Source organism: Vibrio sp. V38_P2S17PM301 (genome assembly GCF_009904845.1).
In the GTDB taxonomy this organism is placed as follows: domain Bacteria; phylum Pseudomonadota; class Gammaproteobacteria; order Enterobacterales; family Vibrionaceae; genus Vibrio; species Vibrio proteolyticus.
The window spans coordinates 105,065-126,573 of the sequence record NZ_WXWO01000025.1; the positions used below are offsets into that span (position 1 = coordinate 105,065).

General features: G+C 50.4%; 32 protein-coding genes. 21 read left to right on the forward strand and 11 right to left on the reverse strand.

Annotated features, from left to right (window positions below):
- Nucleotides 1-7 precede the first annotated feature (7 nt).
- Nucleotides 8-742 carry an XRE family transcriptional regulator gene (locus tag CAG64_RS05630; RefSeq protein ID WP_161488655.1) on the reverse strand — a complete coding sequence of 245 codons (735 nt, stop codon included), beginning with the start codon at nucleotides 740-742 and terminating at the stop codon, nucleotides 8-10.
- Nucleotides 743-903: 161 nt separating this feature from the next.
- Between CAG64_RS05630 and CAG64_RS05635 the strand changes: the two genes are divergently transcribed.
- From CAG64_RS05635 to CAG64_RS05700, 15 genes are all read left to right on the forward strand, one after another.
- Nucleotides 904-1,146, forward strand: a complete 243-nt coding sequence (locus tag CAG64_RS05635) for a helix-turn-helix domain-containing protein (RefSeq protein WP_237668240.1) — start codon at nucleotides 904-906, stop codon at nucleotides 1,144-1,146.
- A gap of 49 nt (nucleotides 1,147-1,195) precedes the next feature.
- The gene (locus CAG64_RS05640; RefSeq protein WP_161488656.1) at nucleotides 1,196-3,211 is read left to right on the forward strand and encodes a transposase domain-containing protein; all 2,016 of its coding nucleotides are present in this window, start codon (nucleotides 1,196-1,198) and stop codon (nucleotides 3,209-3,211) included.
- Nucleotides 3,208-4,140, forward strand: coding sequence for an AAA family ATPase (locus CAG64_RS05645; RefSeq protein WP_161453395.1), 933 nt, complete (start codon nucleotides 3,208-3,210; stop codon nucleotides 4,138-4,140). The genes CAG64_RS05640 and CAG64_RS05645 overlap by 4 nt, the downstream gene beginning before the upstream one ends.
- Nucleotides 4,141-4,142: 2 nt before the next feature.
- Entirely contained in the window at nucleotides 4,143-4,541 is a 399-nt protein-coding gene (locus tag CAG64_RS05650) for a replication-relaxation family protein (RefSeq protein WP_161453394.1), read from the forward strand.
- The gene (locus CAG64_RS05655; protein ID WP_161453393.1) at nucleotides 4,538-4,753 is read left to right on the forward strand and encodes a hypothetical protein; all 216 of its coding nucleotides are present in this window, start codon (nucleotides 4,538-4,540) and stop codon (nucleotides 4,751-4,753) included. Before CAG64_RS05650 ends, CAG64_RS05655 begins: the two co-directional genes overlap by 4 nt.
- 90 nt (nucleotides 4,754-4,843) lie before the next feature.
- Complete coding sequence (locus CAG64_RS05660; RefSeq protein WP_161453392.1) at nucleotides 4,844-5,098, forward strand: hypothetical protein; 255 nt, start codon at nucleotides 4,844-4,846, stop codon at nucleotides 5,096-5,098.
- Nucleotides 5,095-5,736 carry a DUF3164 family protein gene (locus tag CAG64_RS05665; protein WP_161453391.1) on the forward strand — a complete coding sequence of 214 codons (642 nt, stop codon included), beginning with the start codon at nucleotides 5,095-5,097 and terminating at the stop codon, nucleotides 5,734-5,736. The genes CAG64_RS05660 and CAG64_RS05665 overlap by 4 nt, the downstream gene beginning before the upstream one ends.
- A gap of 10 nt (nucleotides 5,737-5,746) precedes the next feature.
- Nucleotides 5,747-5,959 carry a hypothetical protein gene (locus CAG64_RS05670; protein ID WP_161453390.1) on the forward strand — a complete coding sequence of 71 codons (213 nt, stop codon included), beginning with the start codon at nucleotides 5,747-5,749 and terminating at the stop codon, nucleotides 5,957-5,959.
- 118 nt (nucleotides 5,960-6,077) lie between these two features.
- The gene (locus CAG64_RS05675; RefSeq protein WP_161453389.1) at nucleotides 6,078-6,299 is read left to right on the forward strand and encodes a hypothetical protein; all 222 of its coding nucleotides are present in this window, start codon (nucleotides 6,078-6,080) and stop codon (nucleotides 6,297-6,299) included.
- A complete protein-coding gene (locus tag CAG64_RS23600; RefSeq protein WP_202599324.1) occupies nucleotides 6,296-6,943 on the forward strand; it encodes a hypothetical protein in 648 nt (215 codons plus the stop codon). The genes CAG64_RS05675 and CAG64_RS23600 overlap by 4 nt, the downstream gene beginning before the upstream one ends.
- On the forward strand, nucleotides 6,933-7,625 hold the full coding sequence (locus tag CAG64_RS05680) for a DUF2786 domain-containing protein (protein ID WP_161453388.1): 693 nt from the start codon (nucleotides 6,933-6,935) through the stop codon (nucleotides 7,623-7,625). The genes CAG64_RS23600 and CAG64_RS05680 overlap by 11 nt, the downstream gene beginning before the upstream one ends.
- Before the next feature lie 151 nt (nucleotides 7,626-7,776).
- Complete coding sequence (locus CAG64_RS05685; protein ID WP_161453387.1) at nucleotides 7,777-8,856, forward strand: type I restriction endonuclease; 1,080 nt, start codon at nucleotides 7,777-7,779, stop codon at nucleotides 8,854-8,856.
- Nucleotides 8,857-8,983: 127 nt separating this feature from the next.
- On the forward strand, nucleotides 8,984-9,265 hold the full coding sequence (locus tag CAG64_RS05690) for a hypothetical protein (RefSeq protein ID WP_161448296.1): 282 nt from the start codon (nucleotides 8,984-8,986) through the stop codon (nucleotides 9,263-9,265).
- Between the two features lie 2 nt (nucleotides 9,266-9,267).
- Complete coding sequence (locus tag CAG64_RS05695; protein ID WP_237668241.1) at nucleotides 9,268-9,723, forward strand: regulatory protein GemA; 456 nt, start codon at nucleotides 9,268-9,270, stop codon at nucleotides 9,721-9,723.
- Nucleotides 9,708-9,983 (forward strand): hypothetical protein, encoded by a 276-nt coding sequence (locus tag CAG64_RS05700; RefSeq protein WP_161448292.1) that lies wholly within the window; start codon nucleotides 9,708-9,710, stop codon nucleotides 9,981-9,983. The genes CAG64_RS05695 and CAG64_RS05700 overlap by 16 nt, the downstream gene beginning before the upstream one ends.
- Before the next feature lie 134 nt (nucleotides 9,984-10,117).
- Here the strand turns inward: CAG64_RS05700 and lysC are convergent, their stop codons facing one another.
- The 10 genes from lysC to CAG64_RS05750 are packed head-to-tail and all read right to left on the reverse strand — an operon-like array spanning nucleotide 10,118 to nucleotide 15,596.
- Nucleotides 10,118-10,444, reverse strand: a complete 327-nt coding sequence (gene lysC / locus CAG64_RS05705; protein ID WP_202601091.1) for an Rz1-like lysis system protein LysC — start codon at nucleotides 10,442-10,444, stop codon at nucleotides 10,118-10,120.
- A complete protein-coding gene (locus CAG64_RS05710; protein WP_161448290.1) occupies nucleotides 10,386-10,748 on the reverse strand; it encodes a hypothetical protein in 363 nt (120 codons plus the stop codon). The genes lysC and CAG64_RS05710 overlap by 59 nt, the downstream gene beginning before the upstream one ends.
- Before the next feature lies 1 nt (nucleotide 10,749).
- On the reverse strand, nucleotides 10,750-11,289 hold the full coding sequence (locus tag CAG64_RS05715; protein ID WP_161448288.1) for a lysozyme: 540 nt from the start codon (nucleotides 11,287-11,289) through the stop codon (nucleotides 10,750-10,752).
- Nucleotides 11,286-11,531, reverse strand: a complete 246-nt coding sequence (locus CAG64_RS05720) for a hypothetical protein (protein WP_337247435.1) — start codon at nucleotides 11,529-11,531, stop codon at nucleotides 11,286-11,288. The genes CAG64_RS05715 and CAG64_RS05720 overlap by 4 nt, the downstream gene beginning before the upstream one ends.
- A gap of 37 nt (nucleotides 11,532-11,568) precedes the next feature.
- The gene (locus CAG64_RS05725) at nucleotides 11,569-12,735 is read right to left on the reverse strand and encodes a baseplate J/gp47 family protein (protein WP_161448284.1); all 1,167 of its coding nucleotides are present in this window, start codon (nucleotides 12,733-12,735) and stop codon (nucleotides 11,569-11,571) included.
- Between the two features lies 1 nt (nucleotide 12,736).
- Nucleotides 12,737-13,768 (reverse strand): phage late control D family protein, encoded by a 1,032-nt coding sequence (locus CAG64_RS05730; RefSeq protein ID WP_161448282.1) that lies wholly within the window; start codon nucleotides 13,766-13,768, stop codon nucleotides 12,737-12,739.
- Nucleotides 13,759-13,977 (reverse strand): tail protein X, encoded by a 219-nt coding sequence (locus tag CAG64_RS05735; RefSeq protein WP_161448280.1) that lies wholly within the window; start codon nucleotides 13,975-13,977, stop codon nucleotides 13,759-13,761. Before CAG64_RS05735 ends, CAG64_RS05730 begins: the two co-directional genes overlap by 10 nt.
- The gene (locus tag CAG64_RS05740; protein WP_161448278.1) at nucleotides 13,974-14,372 is read right to left on the reverse strand and encodes a phage tail protein; all 399 of its coding nucleotides are present in this window, start codon (nucleotides 14,370-14,372) and stop codon (nucleotides 13,974-13,976) included. The genes CAG64_RS05735 and CAG64_RS05740 overlap by 4 nt, the downstream gene beginning before the upstream one ends.
- Nucleotide 14,373: 1 nt before the next feature.
- A complete protein-coding gene (locus CAG64_RS05745) occupies nucleotides 14,374-14,961 on the reverse strand; it encodes a hypothetical protein (protein ID WP_161448276.1) in 588 nt (195 codons plus the stop codon).
- Entirely contained in the window at nucleotides 14,958-15,596 is a 639-nt protein-coding gene (locus CAG64_RS05750) for a hypothetical protein (protein ID WP_161448274.1), read from the reverse strand. The genes CAG64_RS05745 and CAG64_RS05750 overlap by 4 nt, the downstream gene beginning before the upstream one ends.
- A gap of 140 nt (nucleotides 15,597-15,736) precedes the next feature.
- Here CAG64_RS05750 and CAG64_RS05755 point away from each other — a divergent pair, with 140 nt between their 5' ends.
- From CAG64_RS05755 to CAG64_RS05780, 6 genes are all read left to right on the forward strand, one after another.
- Nucleotides 15,737-16,288: a phage protein Gp27 family protein gene (locus CAG64_RS05755; RefSeq protein WP_161448272.1), complete on the forward strand. Its 552-nt coding sequence runs from the start codon at nucleotides 15,737-15,739 to the stop codon at nucleotides 16,286-16,288.
- Nucleotides 16,285-17,937: a phage terminase large subunit gene (terL, locus tag CAG64_RS05760; protein WP_161448270.1), complete on the forward strand. Its 1,653-nt coding sequence runs from the start codon at nucleotides 16,285-16,287 to the stop codon at nucleotides 17,935-17,937. The genes CAG64_RS05755 and terL overlap by 4 nt, the downstream gene beginning before the upstream one ends.
- Before the next feature lie 8 nt (nucleotides 17,938-17,945).
- Complete coding sequence (locus CAG64_RS05765) at nucleotides 17,946-18,656, forward strand: phage baseplate assembly protein V (RefSeq protein WP_161448267.1); 711 nt, start codon at nucleotides 17,946-17,948, stop codon at nucleotides 18,654-18,656.
- Between the two features lie 119 nt (nucleotides 18,657-18,775).
- A complete protein-coding gene (locus CAG64_RS05770) occupies nucleotides 18,776-19,135 on the forward strand; it encodes a GPW/gp25 family protein (protein WP_161448265.1) in 360 nt (119 codons plus the stop codon).
- A 53-nt stretch (nucleotides 19,136-19,188) separates the two neighbouring features.
- Nucleotides 19,189-20,982 (forward strand): Ig-like domain-containing protein, encoded by a 1,794-nt coding sequence (locus CAG64_RS05775; RefSeq protein WP_161448263.1) that lies wholly within the window; start codon nucleotides 19,189-19,191, stop codon nucleotides 20,980-20,982.
- Nucleotides 20,983-20,990: 8 nt separating this feature from the next.
- A complete protein-coding gene (locus CAG64_RS05780) occupies nucleotides 20,991-21,503 on the forward strand; it encodes a phage major tail tube protein (RefSeq protein ID WP_161448261.1) in 513 nt (170 codons plus the stop codon).
- The last annotated feature ends 6 nt before the right edge of the window (nucleotides 21,504-21,509 follow it).

Consider the following 21,509-nt stretch of genomic DNA (forward strand, 5'->3'; position numbering starts at 1 on the left):
AAGTTCATTAAGACTTCTTCGCTCGCTGCAATACCCTAACCATGCGGCCTAGAATCTGGAATCGGCCTTCAAACTCTTTGCCAATAAAGAACGGGCTGTATGCGTCGTTATCGCTCGTGACATTATAGCCGCCACTACCAAAGTCATACTGAACACGCTTAACCATAATTTCATCATCAATTCTAAACACACACACGCCGTCACGGGCTTGTTTGGGATCTTCTACCACTTCCACCAGCATTAGGTCTTCATCCATTAGCGTAGGTTCCATAGAGTCGCCGTACACCTCCACTACTGTTAGATGTTTACCATTTAAGCCTTGTTTTATTAACCACTCACGTGAGAACTCAAATTTAGCCACTGGGTTCTCTGAAACCACCAAGCAACCTGCGCCTGCACTTGCTTTGAAGTCGTATTGAACAACCTCTACGCTACCTTCACTCATAGGCTTACTGGAAACTTGCACTAATTGTGTATTTGAATCTTGACCTGTAGCCAACCAATTTAGATCTACTTTAGCAGCATCCGCTATAGCTTCTAAACGGTCTAGAGATGGGAATGTATCCCCCCTGATATAGCTACGCATTACGCCTTCTGACATTCCACTTTTTTTTGCGAACTGTAAAACAGCCTCGTCACCGATAACCTCAGCCAAGCGTTCTTTGAATCGTATTATTCGCTCAGAGGGATTAATACGTTTCTTGTCTTTTTTACTTCCGCCGTCTTTTTCTTTGTAAGTCATTGATAACCAACCAAATTAAAAGTAGTCCATATAAATCCACGAAAAAGCAGAAAAATACGTTTGCATTCGTATAAAAATGATCAAGAATTAATTTAATCAAGTTAATTCGTTGAATTATGTTCTCAGCTTAGTTTGTGAACTAATTGCACAGGGTATCAAAAATGAATACTTCAAACACTACATTTATGCCTACAGAGGATATGCACCGAGCGGATATTGTTGCCGCTCTTCACAAGAAAAAAATCTCATTACGTCAGCTTTCTATTCAAAACGGTATGGCTCCTAACACACTGAATAACGCGTTAGATCGTCCTTGGCCGAAAGGAGAAGAGATTATTGCAAATGCGTTAGGACTTACTCCTGAATGCATTTGGCCCGTACGTTGTGCTAATAGAGCAGCCTGAGGGATATCGAATGTGGTTTTCAGTTAAAGAGGTTATAGGTGCACCATTAATGCCAACTTCTGATGTTAGGACGAGGAGTAACTTAGATCGCCTAACAAAAGAAAAACCAGAGCACAAACGCAAGCGTCAAGGCTCAAAAGCCTTTGAGTATCATATTGACTGTTTACCTGAAGAGACACGTTTGCACCTATTGCGTAACGTTGCCAAGCAACAGACCGAACAAGCAGAGAACAGTCGCAACGCTCGCCAGGTGGTAACTCCGGCCTCGGATGAACTTTGGCTAGAGTACGACGAAGCCACCGATGCTAAAAAAGCGTCCACCAAACAGCGGTACGAGCTGTGCATGCGTGTTAAGGCGTACGTCGACGCTGGCATGAGTATGCGTAAGTCAATGAAGCGTGTTGCGGAGGAGTCTGGTGGAACGTACTCCAAAATCGTGGCCTGGTTCTACAACACTCCCGGGCTGCAAACCAACAAAATCCCAGTGGAGGACTGGTTGCCAGCATTGTTAGATAAGCAAGGCGTTCATGGTAAACGCACGGCAGCCTTGTCACCTGAAGCATGGTCAATGTTTAAAGCCGACTTTTTGCGCCCTGAAAAACCGACCGTGTCTGAGTGTTACCACCGTATGGTGAAGGCCGCAGAGAAAAACGGTTGGGATGTGCCTTGTCTTCATACAATTCGCAGCCGAGTCAATGATGACCTTCCTTATGAGCTGCAAGTCTATTGCCGGGGCGGTTTGTTTGCTACGAAGCAAGCCTTGATACCAGCACAGCGTCGAACCCGGGCTGGTATGCATGCCATGCAGCGTGTATCGGGCGATGGCCACGAATTCCGCATTCGATGCCACCTGGAAGATGGCACCGTTATCCGTCCCACCGTATGGGTATTTCAGGATGTCTACAGCTCCATGGTGGTGGGCTATGCGATTGATGTCAGCGAAAACACAGAGATGCTGGGGATTGCTCTTTTCAACATGGTTTCAAAGTTTGGCATCCCAGAAATGTTCGACCTTGACCGAGGCTCAGTCGCACTCAGTGAAGCCATGACAGGTCGTACCTCACGTCCTAAAGCCACAGGTAAAGGCAAGTTAGAGCACAAAAAGTTTGATAACGCGGAGATTGAAGGAGCCATCACGGCGCTGGGCTCAACGGTCAACTGGACTCGAGTGGAAGATGACAACGTTGGCCGTAAAGGCAACGCCCGGGCCAAACCCGTTGAACGCCTATTCCATTCTAAAGGTGGTATCGGTCAATTTGAGCGTCATCCAGCTTTTGCCGGTGCTTACACTGGTGAATCCGCCACCAGCAAACCTGCCAATTACGGTGAAACCACGGTCCCCGTTGAACGGGTGGTTGAACTGTTTGCCGAATGGGTGGCGGATTGGAACCGTCAAGAAGGCCGACGCAGTGAGATGGCTCGCGGTATCTACAGTTACGAACAGGTATTTGAACAGAGCTATCGTCAAGTCCAGGTGCGTAAACCCACGGCAACACAATTGCGTCTATGCCTGCACCGTACTCGTAAAAGCGTGAAAGTGCACGAAGGTGGCTTAGTCGAGCTCAATGCCGGGCGTTATAGCAAGCATTTAGCCAACCGCTACCGCAGTCCGTTGTTGTTCGGATACATCGGTCAAAGCGTCCACCTACGCTTCAACCCTTATGACTTAACCGGGTGTGTGTATGCCTACAGTGAGCGCGGTGAGTTCATTGGTGAAATCCCACTGTACGCTGATGTGGCGTATGACGATTTAGGCGAAGCGCGCCGCCAGAACTTATACCAAACCAAAGGGGTTAACCACGCAGCCTGGCTGAAAGAACAAATGGTCGAGTTAACGAATGACGACCTTGTTCAGTTAGCACGCAGTGATGAAAAACCGGAGCCACTCGGCGGTATGGTTCCAGGTATTGCACAAATGACACCTGAGTTAGCCAGATCGCCCGAGATGCATCAAATGAACCCAAGTGAGTTTGATGGCTTGTTTGAGAAAAAAGCGGTGGGGGCAGATTTTGAACCCACGATGGATTTGGATGCATTCATGCAGCAATACGGAAAAACGAAATGACCTCAATTATTCAACAAGTCCTAACAGTGAAAAGCAGTGAGAAACTGAGTAACCGTAAGATTGCTAAAGAGTCGGACATCGACGAAGGCATTCTCAGTAAACTGCTTAATAACAAGCCCTATACCGGTGATACCAAAGCCCAGCTCCAGAAACTTGAAACGTGGTTGAATACACGTAGCACTCGGATCGAAGAGTTTGCTGATACGCACCTGAAAGAGCCGGAATTTCTCATGCTGCCAACCGCGGAAACCATTTGGAAGCTGATGGATATGGCTCGCACCATGCGCCGCTGGTCGATGGTCTATGAAGGCTCTGGCATTGGTAAGACGGTGACCGCAGAAGAGTATCAACGTCAGCACAACAATGTCTGGATTGTCACGGCCTCCAATCTGTGCAAGTCCGCGCGCGCCATTTTGTCTGAGCTGTGTGAACGCATGCAGATCAAAGCCACCAACATGACGGTCTACCGTATGCAAAAAGCGATCGCGCAAGCCCTGGACGGCTCTAATGGGCTCATCATCATCGACGAGGCGCAATATCTGTCGGATGACGTTCTCAATGGTCTGCGTATCTTGGCAGAGCGTAAATGTGGTGTCTTTTTACTGGGCAATGACGTGGTTCGCAGCCGGATGAGCGCAGCCCGCTCCCAGGTCAATCTGAATCCAATCTGGAGCCGGATGATCCGTCCGACTTGCATCAAGACCGCGACAAAAGCGGACATCCGCCATTACATGCAGGCCTGGGGGATCACCGATGAGTCGCTGTTTCAGGCAGCGTACAATATCGTGCCTAACACCACCGGGCAACTCAGAACGCTGGGTGACATGATTATGCTCGCCAGTTCCTCCGCAACACGAAATCAGGAAGCGCTGACGCCTAAGCATCTGACTGCAGCGCATCATTATCTCAAAGAAAGCATTGGAGTGTGACCATGAATCGTCGAGGAAACGACAGTCTGAATACCGTATTGGCGCTGTTGCGTTGCCACCAGCCCTGTACGGCCAGGCAAATAACACAAGCGGAGTGTTGCTCGGTGTCAATCAGTGCTGCGAAAGCGCTGCTTACCAAAATGCACCAACATGGCGTGGTGGAGTGCGTGGGCAAAGCGAGCCAGAGCTACCTGTATCAATTAACGGGCGTCGCAGCCTATGGCACCTGCCTGCAATGTCGAACTCAAACGCCGGTATGGAACCTTCGAGAAGGTCAGTGCTCGTATTGCCACAAAAGCACGTTAGGGACCAACCAGCAGTTGGCATCGGATTTTGCGTTCTTGACACACCCTGCTTTTCAGCTCATTCATCGGGTATTTCGCCCATGGGAGGACGCATGAGCCGAATGCACACGGACGAGTTTGTCTGGCTTCGTGGCGGCTACGTTGTCAGCCGTAAGCCTAAAGGTCGGGGCGAGTTTGTGATAAGCAATTGCCCACTGCTGATTGAAAGCGACATGCCGAAATTCGACATCGTTCTGCATGACCACGGCGCTGCGCGCCATATGCAGGCGGTCCGGCTTAATCACGACATCATCTGTTGGGAAGCATAGAGGAGACTCTCTATCCAAGCAATGATTCGAGATTTTGATAATTAACTTACTAGCCTATTCAGAGAGGCAAACCAAATAAAAGGAACAAGCATGGCCACTGATCAACTCACTCAACGAGTCAATTTGGAAATGGTAATTCACTTTGAGCCGAATGCGCGAAATGGTATTGGCGAGTTCTTTATCTCTGATTGCCGAGCAGAAGCCATCACTCAAGTGGACTCGGCAATTGCAGTGACCGCCTATGGGGCAAAAGACGCAGCGTACCAAGCGATCAACCAATTCTTAAAGCAACAGAACGAGCTTATCCAGGCCGACCATTTTGTAAAAACAGGAGTACTACAATGAATCAAACGACCCAAGCACCGGAAGTGAAACCCACTCGCCTGGCAGCACCCGAAGGCTTTGTTTATAACGCGGAAGGCAATCTGATTGCCCAGTGCAACATTCCAGCTCATGAGCTGCGTAAAGATGCCTTTGTTACCGGACTGGTCAAACAGGTGAAGTCACAACGATCGCTGCTGCAGACGTTCAAAGAGAATCTGGTGAAAGCCTTTGAAGAGTTCCGCATTGAAATGCTGGAGCAGTACGGCACAAAACTGCATACCCGTGGAAATGGCGAGAATGTGGCTATGTTCAGCTTCGATGGCAAATACAAAATCACGTACAAAACCGCCAAGCTGAAAACTCTGGGACCAGAGCATGATGCCGCCCGGCAACTGGCTCGGGATTACTACAACAGCCAGAAAGATAAATTACCTCATGATGTGCTCATCGCCGTCCAGGACTTCTTTGTCAATGATGCGTCGATTGCCAATACTATTAGCTTTATTGGAAAAGACTTTCAGGATCCAATGCTGCGTCAGGCGCAGTCGGCCGCGAAAGACTCCCTGTTGGTGATTGGCAGCAAATCGTACTTCAATTTTTATGAGCGAGACGAGCAAGGCGAATATCAGCAAGTGCACTTAAACTTCACAAAACTATGAGGATGCCATCATGGATAAAATATCAGCACTCATTAACACCAGCGTGGACGATGCCAAGGCTTCATTGCTTTACACGCTAAATCGCGACCCTCAGGAAGCCAAAGACACCGCAGAACATGTGTTGGCCGCTATTCCTTCTCTGAAGGGCAACATGACCCGTGTGGCGATGCTTCGCACCATTATACGCAAGGCCAATAAACAGCTACTCGCAACGAGTAAATAAACCCAATCGCCCACCCACTCAATACAGGCAAGCGGCGCTTCAGGCGACCCCGCTTTGGCTTCGCTTTGCCTGAATTTGGTGAAACGTATATTCAACCCCGATTTAAAGGTATCTCAAAATGGATATTCAAACTGCTCAAAAGCAATTTCCTATAGGTCAGAAAGTGAAGTATTTCCCACTGTTAAATGTTGCTGAATACTTTCATGTTGGTGAAGTAAGAAGTGAACCATGGGAAGTGTGTGGTGAAGTTGTCGTCGCTATCACAGGGAAGGCTGGCGGCCTGTCTGTTGAACATTTGGAAGTGTTTGAAGAAGTTGATGGAAAGGATAACCACTCATGACTAATAAGACGTTTCAAGGATTGATGGAGCACGAGTCTCACCAACATCCTATTACCCCTATCACTGGCCGCTTTATTCTTTCTTCATTGGACGGTGATTTCAAATTTGATGAGGAATTTAAAATCGTTAAAAACGCAGAGGGACCCCCCATGCTGGATAATCCTGCCACTGTTTATTTTGAATCAGACCTAGGCGAGGGAAAAGCGAAGTACTGGACAGATAATATTGAACAGGCGCATGTGTTTTCAGATTTCGAAAGTGCTTTGTCAATGCGAGATAAAACAAACAAAAAGTATTCACCTGTCACCATATTAGCCATAGGAGGTGTTCATGACTCGCTACAAGCGCCGTATTCGCACTTATCAACACCAGCGCAGCCGGAGATGGTTCCAATATCAGAAGAGAACAAATCCAGCGATTACACCGTCGAAATCGTCATTGATACCGTCGGCATGACACTTTTGCGTGCTGAACTGGACATACAACAACCATTTGATGTCCAACGTAGCTTATGCAGCATTGACCGCCGTATTGGCGATTGTGTAAGAACCCGGAATTTTACACGTGCCGCCCGGCTTCAGGAGATGTATCAAGCACTTCAGACCGTACAGCGTAAACAGAAGGTTCTTGAACATGACGTGTAAAATGATTGAACGCATCAAGAAGCTGCTGCGTCTGGCTCAATCTGCCAACGAACATGAAGCTGCCGCCGCCATGTCACGCGCTCAGACTTTGATGCAACAGCACGGGCTATCGTATGAGAGTCCTGAACTCAGCGATGTACAGGAGATCCTGACAAAGTCCCGCTTTAAGGCTAAGGGACATACTCAATATTTTTCTGCGTTAGCATCAATGATAGCCCGTGCATTTGGCTGCAAGGTGCATGTGAACTGGAATGCACTTTCAGCCACACGAGGCGTCGTATTTACTGGTCACCATGAGCGCCCAGAGGTCGCCGCCTACACCTATGATGTGTTAGAGCGGCAACTCATTAACGCGCGCAAGACGTATATCACCACATTGAACAAACGCATCAAGCGCAGTACCAAAACCGCCCGTGCTGATCTGTTTTGCGAAGGTTGGGTGGCCAGTGTTGAGCGCCTAATCAATGATTTTGCACTCACCGAAGAGGAGTCCACACAACTTAACTCTTACCTGCAGGAGCTTCATCCAGATCTAAAGAGCACTCAAGCACGTGAAGCATCCACCAAATACGCACGTGGTGGCGTTGATGAAGCGCTTTGGGCTGGACGCCTGGCGGGGAAAAGCGCGACCCTGAATCAAGGTGTTAATGGGCAAAATCAAGGCAAGCTGACAAGCAGGTAGTTTAAACCAACGAAGAAAGCGTAAATGCGTATAAGGCTATATACGTTTTGTTAACTAGCACACCTTTTTAATGGTGTGCTTTTTGTATGTAACTAATTTCATTGTAGTATTGTAGGTTATTCACCCATAGGTAAAGTATTCAGGAGATATTATGGATTTTATCGATCGCTTAAAGGCTTTAGCAAAGAAAGTGGATCAAGTTGCTACTACTTTAACAACCGAAGAAGCTACTAAGAACGCATTGATCATGCCATTTTTACACTCAGTTTTAGGTTATGACGTTTTTAACCCAACAGAAGTGATTCCAGAGTTCACTGCTGATACTGCAACAAAGAAAGGTGAAAAGGTTGATTATGCCTTAATGAAGGATGGAGAAGTTCAAATTCTGATTGAGTGTAAAAAGCTTGGTGAGAAATTATCAACAAAACACGCTGGACAATTGTTTAGATATTTCTCTGTCACTAATGCTCGAATTGCAGTCTTAACAAACGGAACGCAATATCAATTTTTCACAGATCTCGATGCTCCAAATAAAATGGATGAAAAACCATTTCTGACATTAGATCTAGAGAATTTAGATGACCATGTTGTTCCTGAAGTAAAAAAGCTCACGAAGACTTCTTTTGATGTAGAGTCTGTTGTTGATGCAGCTGGTGAGCTCAAGTACCTAAGTCAAATTAAGAAAGTGCTTTCAGAGCAGTTCTCTGAACCTGAAGAAGATTTCGTCAAGTTCTTTACATCAAAAGTATATGATGGAGTGCAAACACCTAAAGTCAAAGCTCAGTTTTTAGAGTTAACAAGCAAAGCGGTTAAACAGTTTTTAAATGACAGTATTAATGCTCGCTTACAATCAGCAATAGGTTCCGAGGCTAAACCGTTGAAAAATTCGGGGAACGAAGAGTTAGAATTAGAGGACATTGTTGATGATAGAAAAGTATCTAAGATTCATACGACAGATGAAGAAACAGAAGGCTATAACGTCGTAAAAGCGATTCTCCGTCAAAAATTCGATGTATCACGAATCATCGCTCGAGATACACAAAGCTATTTTGGCATCCTATTAGATGATAATAACCGTAAGCCACTTTGTCGTTTGCACTTTAATGCAAAACAAAAATACATTGGTTTAATTGGGGATGATAAGAAAGAAACTCGCCACCCTATTGAATGTGTCGATGACATTTTTAACCATTCAGACCTGTTACTGGAAGTGGCAGGACGATACGAGTAATTTGAATCGTTTGTTTCACCAACCGCCTCGCAAAGGCGGTTTTCTTTTTCCTATCGTCGACCCAATCCAGACAAACCAATCAAAACGCATAAAATATCACCATGTTTTTCGTGAGTGAGTAACGTTTATGGCCATTTCCACCGTTCGCTATGGACGGCCAAGAGTCGAATACCCCAAATCCTCTGCAGACAGAACCCGTGACAGTCGCTTACGCAGCAAGGCGTTAGGGCGTGTAGAGCGCAAGTTCATTCTCGATGCGGATACCGATGCGCTCTTTGATGAGCTCCGCCTTCGTGCCGGGTTCAGCACCAAAGAAAAATCTGAGTTCTTCGCCGCGCTGTTGCTGCGTGTCGCGAACAAGAACTGGCTCGGTAAACCCTTCACCTTACCGATTGAGGAGGCGCTATGAAGATGAACATTAACCGCCATACGTATTACGGCTTGGTGCACAAAGGCGTCAAAGCGCTGCTTGAAGATCGCCTGGGCTTTTTTGATGACGACGAGTACCGTAATTACCTCGGTATCACCACCGGCAAGACCAGTTGTAAAGCACTCAGTGATGACGAGCTTCGTCAAGTGGTGCAGGAATTAAAGCAAGAAGGCTATCTACTGGATTCACCGCAATTTAAAAAACGACTCGGTGGTCAGTCGCCCCGTCAACCGTCAGGCAACCAGTGGGCCAAGCTCGCTATACTGGCGAAAGCGATGGGCTGGACGGGATTGAACGACCCGGCACTGGACAGCTTTGTGGCTCGCACAGTAAAAGTCGAACGCGCCCGCTGGCTGACGCGTGACACGATTCGTCAGGTGATTGTAGGGCTTGAGCGCTGGGTTGCGGGCAAGGAGGCCTCATGTCACGACGAGTAAAGTTTCGGGCCGAACCGCGTTATGAGGTGTTGAATCCTCAATCGCAAGATGAGCTCGAGGCACTATTGCGCGAGATGTATCCCGACAACCGCATTGCGGCCAGTGAGTTTCAAGCGGCGCTCAATCAAGTGGATAAGGCGATCATTAAAAGCGATTTGGGGATCCGTAATTGGTACACCCCAAAAGAGTTGGCCGAGTACCTGTGGAGAAGGAGTAACTATCATGCCATCGAAACCGATCCGTATGCTTCCAGCTTATGAGGTCTTTAATAGCAGCACTCGCACACAGCGCAACCATGTGCGAGATGGCTACTTCTTTGCCTCTAAATTACAAACCTGGTTTGTGTTCGTCAAAGACAAGGGCGAAGCCGCCAGCGCTCAAAAGGAAAAACAGCTCAGTCTGTTTGGGTAGGGTGTGCCGAGGGTTGAATGGCGCTTGACTCCAGTTTGGAGCAAGCGTCATTTTTATTGGTGTAACCGTAGAAGGCCCGGTTGCGCTCTATCTTGCAGGCGCATAACCGAAAGTAGGTTAACCACACTTCATCGCGGCTGGCCGCTTCACCATAGGTCTTTGGCTTTCTATCAAAGGGCCGCTCACATTCAATCAGGTCACTGCTTGGCGGCACCTGAATCACATCCTGATACTCATAGCGAGTCACCACCTTAGTATCCTGACACCCAGTCAGCAGGATAAGCGATAGACACAGTGCTGCACGTTTCATTTTTCAGTTCCTTTTCTAGTTGTTCAATGCGATCGCTTAGCCGAATGCGGGCATCGCGCTCTCGATGCGACGACGCGTCGGCGGCTTGCTGCGCCCTGGTTCGTTGGTCGGTTAATTCAGAGATACGCTGGGCCAGTTGATGGTTGGTGGTCTCCTGACTGGTGATGGTATCGCCCAAGGTTTTATTGCTGGCCATCAGTTCACTGGTGTAACCAAACAGCTTATAGTTCACCAGTAAGCTTAGGATGAGAATGGCACCTGCAACCCATAGCGCGGTGCGTTTGAATTGGCTCAGGACTCCCATGCTACTGCCATCCATTTAAGCAGATGTTCATCTCTTTATTGCGCCGTTTGGGGATGCCTGGGCAGTCGTTCTCTTCGATACGGCAGTCCTTGCCATTGACATACACCCACCGAGGATATTGTTTGCAAGCGCCAAGGTTGTCGCCCTGGTTGAACTTCCTTAGAAGCGTAGAGGTCAGGAAATTGCCGGAGCCAAGATTGAAAACAAAGCTCACCATCATGTCGTATTCCGCCTGACTCGGTTTCTGCGTGATGTGCCTTTTTACGACCCTTTCCGCGCTCGCCACATCCTGCACAAAGAACTCCGCGACTTGTTGTTTGGTCAGTACCGTGGAGGCGGTGATGCCTTCAGTGTGTCCCATACCCGCGGTCCATCGGTCTGCACTGCATTGGTAGGCTTTCAGGCGACACCCTTCTTCATTGGCAATATGGCGAAGCCCATTTTCACTGACATGAAGCTCGTCATCGATACTAAAGACGATCGCCAGTACGGCAGTGACCGAGCAGACGATGGCCTGCGTGGCTCTGGCTTTGAGGCTCATGAGGTCTCCTCCGACTCCAGCATGGCGTCATCCCCGGCTTGCAAGCGCTCCAGTTTTGCTTTGTTGAGCCGGGTCGCCACCGCGTAGTGGCGGATTGCCATAAAGCCCGATACGATCCCGACGCCAATGGCAATCAACTGCGCCGTATCCTGGACCCCAAAGCTCACTACGGTGGCCGAGACGGAGGTCAAGACCTTCTTGAGTCCAGTCATGTCCGCCAGTGACAAAAGGACAGCTTTCATTCCAGTTTCATTCATGATTTTTCTCAGGTTATTGTTGTTATTCAAAGGTTTGCTGGCTGTTTTCTGTCACAACCTCAAAGGTAAAGCTCTCTAATGTGATGAGCGGCCTTTGCTTTTTCGTCACGCTCTTGGTATCAGTGATAAGCGCGCCTTCACTGTCTTTCACGGTGCCTTTGGCGAGGTACACCCCTTCAATGCGTTGCGCCAGTGACGTTAAAGCCGCCGGCACAATGTCGCGTCCGTGTTGCGTCTTCCATGTCTCAATGGCCGTTTCAATGTTCGCTTTCGCCGTGCTTTGAATGGATTCGGCCAATGAGGCGTAATCACTGAAAATTTGTAGGTGGAAGCGCGCGGTTGCGATGACATTTTCCGCGTCCACTACGCGCACCCAATCCCCCATAGGCACGCGTTTTGCCCCTGAGCATTCCGATTGAATCAAGTCTTTGATGGCTTGATTGGGCAGCGAGCCATCTTGCAAAATGGCGCTGATCTCAATTTCATTCGGCGCGGGCGTCCATACCGAGACGTTTTTAATCGACGAACTGCTTGAGCGGGCAAAGTACTCATACGCCTCATAGGGGCCAGCCACACTGAACTTCGATGGCGAGAGATAGATGCGATACGCAAAGGCGTCATCGTCTTCAATCTCTGCGCCACCCAGTGTCGTCTCCGTGTTGCGCACGCTTTCAAGTGCGGTTAATGGCTCAACAGCTTGGTGAATTTGTCCAGGCAAGAAGCCATTACCTTGAAGGCCAGCCTCCGTACACTCGACATTCACCTGGACACCAAGCGTACCCGCACTGACCACGGTGTCATCCAAGGTCTCAAAAAGCGTTTGGTTATCCACCGCGATCACCTGATAGCCCTTGGGGATGACCAGCCCCGCGTGCTCGGTAAAGACAAAAGCCATGACCGTACGGGCCCTTGAGGCAGGCAGACGCTCGGTTTCGGTCAGCAGTCCAAGGTTGTCTAAACGCTCACCTTGTGCAAACGGCAGCAAGTTCTGTTTGCTTTCATAGTTGATGAGCGCCTTGAGTTCGTTTTTCTCGTAGGCAATTTGCTCCAGATGGAACGTCTCCGGATCGTTCAGACCCGGGTAATGCCCGGTACCGGCTTGATAGCGCGTTTTTAAACTGGCCAGATCGACGTCATAGTTGACGTCAACCAACTGTGGCTCTGGGAGGTTCGGAAATCGATGAGTCATATCAGCGTGCTCTTGATAGTTGGGCACTGGCGGTCCACGAACGGCCACTGATCGACGTGGTCACAGTGGTCGGCTTCCAGCGGTTTGGCACGTTGCCAAGATGTAAAAATTCAATCAGGTGGGCCGTAGTCAACATGGTGTTCACTACCGACAGGCGACCTTTTTCGCCTTGTTTACCCTCAGCGCCATTTTGCAAGTAAGACTCGGCGTACGCTCTGGCATCCGCCATAGATGTCACGTTGTCGATGTTACGCAGCACCTTGACTCGGTCGCCCGTCGCGGTGGCATCGCCAGCACGATAGCTGAACAGAGTGTTCGACTGTTGGTCGTACCCTTCGACTTCCACGGCCACATACTTCGAGCGAGCACTGTCAGGCAACGTGAGTGAGGTCAACATGCTGCGGTTGACGGTGTCGATTTGAATCACATCAGATTCAAAGCTGCCCATCACAAGATTCTTGCCTTTGATGGCCATCGGCACACTGGTTTGCTCAGACAGCCGGGTTAAAAACGCGGGCGTACTCTCGTCACGCTGCTCGATGCGAGCAAAACGAAAGTCCGGTGTGTTTGGGGCTTTGATAAACGACAGACCACTCTCTTTCGCCCAGGACTCGGCAACGTGTTCAAAGGTCACGTTTTCTCGCGCAATGCATTGCGGATTGTCGATAACACCCCGCTCTGGTGCCGGCGGTTTGGCGTTCGCGCCGACGATCACATCATCCGGCCCCAGTTTGAATGACACGTCATCGATGCTGAACTCGCCCCACAGCCACTCGTGTCGCTGGCCTTGTTCGTCTAGCCAGCCAATGCCCGGTTTTAATGTGTCGCCTTGGTTGGGATACCACGCATCAAAAAATCGCCGGTCCTGGTTAAACAGCGTCAGAGACACGGTGTCGGTGCCCGTTTGTTTGCTTTCCATCACGTCGGTATAGGTCATCGACTTAACAAAGCGGCTCAGCTCAGCCGTCACATCCTTGCCCGCCCAGTGCAAAATAGCGAATGGACGAATAAGCCCGGTTGCCGTTATGCCCATGGCGGCGTCTCCACCGTCACCGTGTTCACCACTTTCACGTCTGGGATGTTGACGGTTTCACCGCCATCAAAGGTGAAGTCGGTCATGGTTTGGGTCAGCGCTCGGTTGGCGTCAAACAAGGCGTCCACGAGCGCTTGATTGGTCGCATTGTAAGCGCGATAGCAAAGCTGCTCCCAGCGCTCGCCTTGACGAGCCATTAAGGTGTTCATGCACGTACCTCCACAATATCCAGTTGATAGTCCACGCTGGTCACCACACCACTCGGCAGCGTTTGGATATTGGTGCGGTTGATCTTACGAATGCTGAACTGACCATGGACAGTTGAACCGACCACCAAAGCGCGTGGTACGCCATTTTCCCCCATCTGCTCTAATTGCTTGGTCATCTTGGTGATGTCCACAAAGTGGTTGTTAAAGGTCAACTCCAGTGAGGCGGTGTGCTCATCTTCGCCCATGTTCTGGTGCGCGGGATAGCCGTTCACGAGATCTTGCTTGTTGATCTTAAAGGTGCGCGAGTCGCTGATTTTGTTTGGTGTAAAACGGCCTTTAAACACCAAATCACCAAAGCCGCCCCACTGGGCGTAGTTCGTTGCTTGCTCTGCCATGTTATTGCTCCTCACTGCGGATGGTATGACTCTCACCGGTTAACTCACTCTGAGCGGTAATTTCCGTCACATCGGGATTGGTAAACTGCTTGTGTACAGTCAGCGCTAACGTGGCTTGCCAGTCTTCACGCCAGACAAACAGATCGTCTTTGTGTTCAAAGTCATCATCACGTTTCGGCTCGCTCCAACCCGACGCCACCTTACGAGCATCGGAAATCTCTGCATCCCCTTTGATGGTTAACCGTTCACTCAGCCCGCCAAAGCCAACAGGCAGCGCCTCGCCTATGTCTTTCAACACCATCAAGTCGTTGGTCAGGTGATCCGTCATACACAGGTTGAGCTGCATTTGCTGACTGGATAAGAAGCACTGTGTGTTGCCCCCACTGACTCGGGCGGAGATCACGACATCCACCAACATTTCATAAGGGACGTAGGAGCCTTGAACTGAAAGGGGCAAACGGTTCAAACCGCGAAGGCCGTTAAACATCACGCGCACTTCTTTTCGGGCGATGGCATTAGACGGTTCAATCACGGCCTGCATGCCCAGCGCCTCTTCTAACGCTTTCTCTAATGCTCGAATGACTTTCATTGAATGGCTGCCTTTAACTGCTCTAATGCCATCTCTCTTTGCGCTTTCTGTTGCGCCGGACTGAAGTACATAAATTCGCGACCGGCGACGTTGATTTGTGGCGTTCGGATGTACAGCACATAGAACACGCCTTTCGCTGAACGTTGGTTGTTACGGTTGGTTTTGGTCTTCACTTTCTGACCAAAGGCTTTTGCTCCCAGTGGGGCGCGCCCCATGATGGAGTGAGGACGATAGAAAATTTTCCATCCTTGTCGCTCTAACCCTTCCAGGGTTTTGCGCACCCCATACACCTCAGTGCGTTTCTTGACCTGCTTGTTAACCGGGATAGCGAGCTGCTTCGCCTTCCTGGCTTTGATCACGCCGCCATCATTAATCAGCGGGGCGTGGGCTTTGTTGGTGCCGACACGGTAGTCCTCTTTCCCCGCTTGATACGTCAGTGACGCGTAGGTTTCCCCCGTGTCGAACAGCGGTTTCGCGCCTGCGTTCTTGGTGTTTTTGGTCAGCAGCGAATTGGCTTTGAACGTGCCGTTTTTCATGTTGTCACGCACGCACTGCAGCCCAAATGGTGCCAGTGTTTCTGGTAAGCCCTCTATGGCTTTAGTGGTGTTGTGCAGCGCATTCAGAAAGCCTTTCATGACCGATGAACTCCGTTGAAGCGAGTTTGAAACAGACTTGCATTCTGCCTTTTATTTCGTGGCCATCTGCCGAACGGAAGTGAACCACGCCGTCAGGGGATACGCTGCACACTCACAACAATAAATAAGAAGGAAACCCCATGGCCCCACGCTCAAAGGTGGAATTGCACGGGCTGCTTGAGCGCGTCATTGACATGTACACCGTGGAAAAGAGGACGCTGGATGAGATTGCCGCGCAGCTTAAGCATGACGGCTTTGATATCTCCCGTTCGTCCGTCCATCGTGTCATTCGCAGCAATCAGGAATTGATCGAAGAGCAGCGTCTGGTTCAAGAGCAGGCCGAGGTCTTTCTAAAGGAATTCAAAGACAGCCCCAATACCGACATTTCCGAGCTGAACTTACAGATCATGCAGCGCTACATGTTCAATGTGCTGCGTGAGCTGGAGTTTGGCCCGGAGTCCTTTAAAGATCCGAACAAACTGGCGAACTTGCTGGCGCGACTGTCGGATGCCCAGGTCAACCTCGACCGCCTGAAAGTGGAGTTTCGTAAAGGTGTGGACGCGGCGAAGGCCGAGTTCGAGCGCCAACTGACGGAACTACTCAAAGCGCAGCACCCACAGCTTCTGGTGGAACTGGTGAGCATCATCCAGGCACTGCGCATCGAGCAGAAACCCAAACGAGGCCGTCGATGAGCGGTCTGTTTGAGGGGGTGTCTGATGCGGATTTAGAGAATATTCGTGACAGCGCCCATATTGCCGTTGAGGATAAACGCCTCGCCAAACACAGTAAGGCGCAAGAAGCGCGAGCGTTAGCACGACAGGAGAAAGAAGAAAAAGCCCGTCAGAAACGCCGCGCCAAATCCAAGCATGACTTTGCCTACTTCTGCAAAACCTACATGCCGGATGCGTTCACGCTGGCGTTCAGTGAATACCAACTGGCGCTCACGCGTCTGGCGGCGAATCGAAACTTAAACCGTCAAGATGAAGTGCTGTTTAAAGAACTCATCGACCCACGCGATCATGGTTTTATTCAGCAGCCCATCAGCGGCGAGTATGAGGGTATTCTTGATATTGAGCCGCGTGACCACGGTAAAACCACCCGTAACACGCAGGCGATGCCGCTCTGGCTGGCGCTCAATCATCCGGGGTCGTTCATTGTGATTTGTGGTGCATCGGCAGATAGCGCCAAAGAGATGATGGACGCCATCAAAGATGACTTAGAAGATAACGAGCTTATCCTGGACGACTACGGCGAGCAGCGCGGGAATACGTGGACCAAGCGAAAAATTAAACTTGCGAACGGCTCCTCCATTGTCGCCGTGGGTCGTGGCCAGCGCCTGCGGGGTATCAAGAACAAATACCAACGTCCGACCCACATCATCTGTGATGATCTGTTAGACGATAAAGAGGTGGAATCCCCCACATTGCGGCGCCAGGCCGAGCGTTGGTTCAAGCGCGTGATTATGAACCTGGGTAAAGGTGCACTGACCATCATCGCCAATACCATCATGCATCCAGACGACTTGCCGTCACGCTTGTTAAACCAAATTGAAGAGGGTCGTCTGCCGAACTGGTTAGGTCTGCGCTTTAGTGCCATTACGCCGTCGGGGCGTCCTTTGTTCCCGTCGCGTTGGAGCTTACAAGACTTAGAAAATAAACGAATAGCGTCAGGCAGTGCGTGGTGGACGGAATGGATGAACCGGCCCATTGCCGATGAAGATGCGGACTTTAAAGAAGACTGGTTTGTGTACTTCAAGCCTTACGAACTTGACCTTCGAGACTGCACCCTTGGTATGGCCGTTGACCCTGCAACGGGGCTCAAAAAAGGCGACTGGTCCTTCATTGCGGTCGTGGCTCGCCACAAGATCACCATGGTCGATCATGTGCTGTTTGCCAAAGGCTGGAAAGAATCCGATTTGCAATTTGCTCAGCGCATCGTGGATGTCTACCTGCAGCATCGTCCGTCCTTTGTGATGTTCGAAACCGTGGCGTTCCAGAAGATCTATAAAAAAGAAGTGATGCGTTACGCCAAAAAGAAAGGGGTGCGTCTTCCGGTTCGCGAGTTCAAAGGCGGCAATAAGCAGGTACGGATCAAGTCGCTCTCTTCTCAAGTTGAAAATGGCCTTATCCAATTCTTAGAAACTCAGACCCTGCTGCGTCAAATGTTCTTAGAGTTTCCGCGTGGCCATGATGATGGCCCGGATGCGGTTGAAATGGCCATCAGTGGATTTGATTCCGGTTTTGTTGGCGGCGCGGTGCCACAAACACCAAGACCCATTCGCACGGCTGCGCAGGCGCTGTCTCGATTCGGCGGCGGTGCGTTAAGCCGGATACTGCGTTAGGAGGCAGCATGTTTAACAAACTCGCAGACATAAAAGCCAAGCTTTCTGATGTACTGTCGATGCTGCGTAAACTGGTGTGCATCGGGGAAGTCAGCAAGGTGGACGCGCAGCTAAGGCGCGTCAAAGTGACGTTCCCAGGATTAAGGTATCCAGAATCAGACTGGCTTCCTGTGCTGGGGATGCGAAGCAAGAGCGTGAGCATCTCGTGCAACTTAGACGTCGGCGAGCAAGTGTTGTGTCTGTTTACCCCCAGCGGCTCGATGATGTCCGGCTATGTGCTGGGGTCGATGGCGAATAAGTCAGCCAAGCCTTATATCGCCAACGTGGACAAGTTTGGTGTTCAGTTTAAAGACGGCACGTTGCTGGAATACGACCAGGCCACGCACACCGGTGTGCTGAAAATCCAGGGTAATGAGCCAGCCATCACCGTCAACGAATCGGGGGTGACGATTAACAGCCCGACCTACACCGTGAATGCCCCCACGATTTTACTCAATGGGGAAACCCATATTACCCAAGCGTTAACGGGTGACATGACGGCGACATTTACCGGACTCGTGGGTGCGGCGGGCTACAGTAGTACTGCAGGGGGAGCGGCAGTGATGAGCAGCGGCGCAATCATGAAAGGGACCGTCACGGTCAATGGGGTCACCGTCGCAGTGGTCAGTCATGATCACATCGATTCCGTTGGAGGGAAAACATCCCCCGCCAACCAATAAATGAAAAACGCGCTCAGCGCCATTCTGAGGGCATTGAAGTTGATACCGGGGTGATGGGTCAAAGAAATCATTTCAAACTCATTCAAACCGGATTTCAAACGAATTCAAACGGGGTACGTATGACCTACTCAATGAAACTGAACGGACGCGGACGACATACCGATTTGGTGTCCGATATTAAGCAGTCGCTTTTTATGATTGTGTACACGGGGAAAGGCGAACGGATTTATAGACCAGACTACGCCGCCGATGCGTTGGCGTACCTGGATAAACCTCAATGGGAAGTACAAGGTCTGAAAGTTTCCATTGCCGAATCGGTGGCCAAGTACGAGCCTCGCGTCAGGCTGGAAAGCATTATCGTGACCCAAACGGATTTGCCACAAGGCATCATTGGCATTAAGCTTTCCTGCCAAATCCTCGCTACAAGCCAGAGTGAAGTGTTTGATTTCACTAATACGGCGACTTCCGAACGGAAATAACCCCCGCAACATTCCGAGATACTGACTCCACTGATGAACAGGAGACAGTATCCATGGCCGAATTACTTCACGGCATCCGAACCATTGAATCGCTCACCGGTCCCATTTCGGTCATCGAAGTGTCGTCCAGTGTGATTGGTGTGTTTGGCACCTCTGAGTTGGCAGAGCCATTAAAGCTCTACCACACCACCCATTACGACGACGCGAAAAAAGTCTTCGGTGAAGGTACGTTGAACAATGCCATCCGTCGTGTCCACAACTATGTGCCAAGCAACTCCATCATTGCCATCCCTTTGGGTAAAGACAGCGACTTTCCCGACGTGGAAGCGCCGGTGACCTCTGGCGTCACCATGAGCACGTCAAGCACCTCGCTTTATATTGATGATGGTGCAAGCCTGCCTGTCACGATTGTAAACCCTCATGCTTATGGCATTACGTACAGCTCAGACAATGAAGCGATTGCCACCGTCGATGCGATGACGGGCGTCGTCACGCCCGTGCAAGAAGGTGTTGCCAACATCACTGCATTGGTCACCTTTAATGATGGTGAGCATGATGTCGACGAAGCGCATGTCTATGGTGTGACGGTGGCTCAAACGAACCCGAACGCTGGCAAGGTGATGAGTCCGGCCGTGCTTGGGGATTCCATGGCGACCGCGTTTTTAGGTGCTAACTCTCAGCCTAACGCCTTAATCAACCCATATGAGCAAACCGCTGTTTGGTCGATTGAAGAGGAAGCCATTGCTTTGGTTGATAGCCGTGACGGCATCATTACGCCTCTGTCTGAGGGGCAAACCGTGGTCACCGTGACGCTCGCCCCAAAGAGCGACTACCGCTACATCAATGACCAGGGGGAAGAGGTCATCGTCGGTGATGTTGCGGGTGTCGAACTCACTTATGTCTTAACCGTCGCTCGCGTGACTGATGCGCTGTTAGCAAAATTCATGGAAGCATTGCCACTGCTTCGCAGGGCAAAACAGACCTACGGCTTCTCATCCAAAATCAACATGGCGCCGGGCATCTTGCACAAGGATGGCGCGATGGGTCTTGCGGTTGCGGCCATCAGCACGATTCGCGGTGTTTGGGTGGGTGATATGCCTGAGCATATTTCAACGCCAGAAGAGGCGTATGCCTGGAAACAAAAATACACCTCACAACGTGCCTACGTAGGCTGGCCTCGTCCAAAAGTGCTGGACAGCGATGGCGCAACGGTCGTGGATTGGTACGCGCCCAGTCTGTGCGGTTTGATGGCTCAGGTAGACCGTGATCAGACCGAGCAGAACATTGTGCCAGAGACGGGCTACTGGTGTTCTCCGTCGAACTATGTGATGGCCGATGTGATTGGCCCATCGATTGAGCTGGATTACATCCCAAGTGACCCGTCGTGTGATGTGAACTATCTCAACGTCAATGGTATTGCCACGCTGATGAACCACGGCGGCTGGAAGAACTTTGGCAACTACTCGACCGCGTTTCCCGCCAAAAGCGATTACCTGTCGTTTCTTTCGGTGCGCCGCACCGCCGACATCATTGAAGAGAGCATTGAAGACGTCACACGCCAGTTCCTGGACTTTCCCATGTTCACCAGTCCGACCGATATTGCCAACACCACGTGTGGCCGGGTGAAAGATACGGTGAACGACTATCTGCGCTCTAAAGAAGGCACCGCTTTGGTGTACAGCAGCGTGTCGATTGATGCCGGTGACAACCCGCTCACCAATCTGATGCTGGGCAAGATTAAGTACCGCTATCGAATGACGCCACCCGTGCCGATGCAAAGCGTGGAATTTGAAGCGGAAATTTACGTTGAAGGGCTGGAAAGCGCCTTTAACAAACTGATTGCGTGAGGTAAGTCATGGCAGAAAAAAGTGTGGTCTGGCGTGACCAGATGGCGTTCATCAATGAAACCCAGTACGTCGGGCGCGTCAAAAGTGCGAATGCGGACTTACAGCGCAAGATGGCCACCGTCGGTGGGCTGGGCGGGATTGGGGATGTGGAAGTCCCCACCGGAAAATATGAAGCGCCGACCGCCACCGTCGAGTTTCAATCGGTTGCGCTGGGCGATGTGTCTCAACTGACGAAAAACGATGGTTGGATCAAACTGCGCCTGACTGGCCAGGTGCGCATGCTGGATCCGGAAACCGGCACCAAAATCATTGATGCCGGTATCACCCGACTACATGGCTATGTGAAAAATCCACCGGTGCCGGGATACAACGACGACGGCTCGCCGTACACCGCCAACATTGCGGTGCACTTTATTGAGATTAGCAACACCTCGGGTCGTGTGTTTATGCTCGACATGCAAACGGGGGCGAAATATCCGCCGGATGCGCCTGGGCAATTCGGTGTCACGGTCACGGTGTAAGGAGGC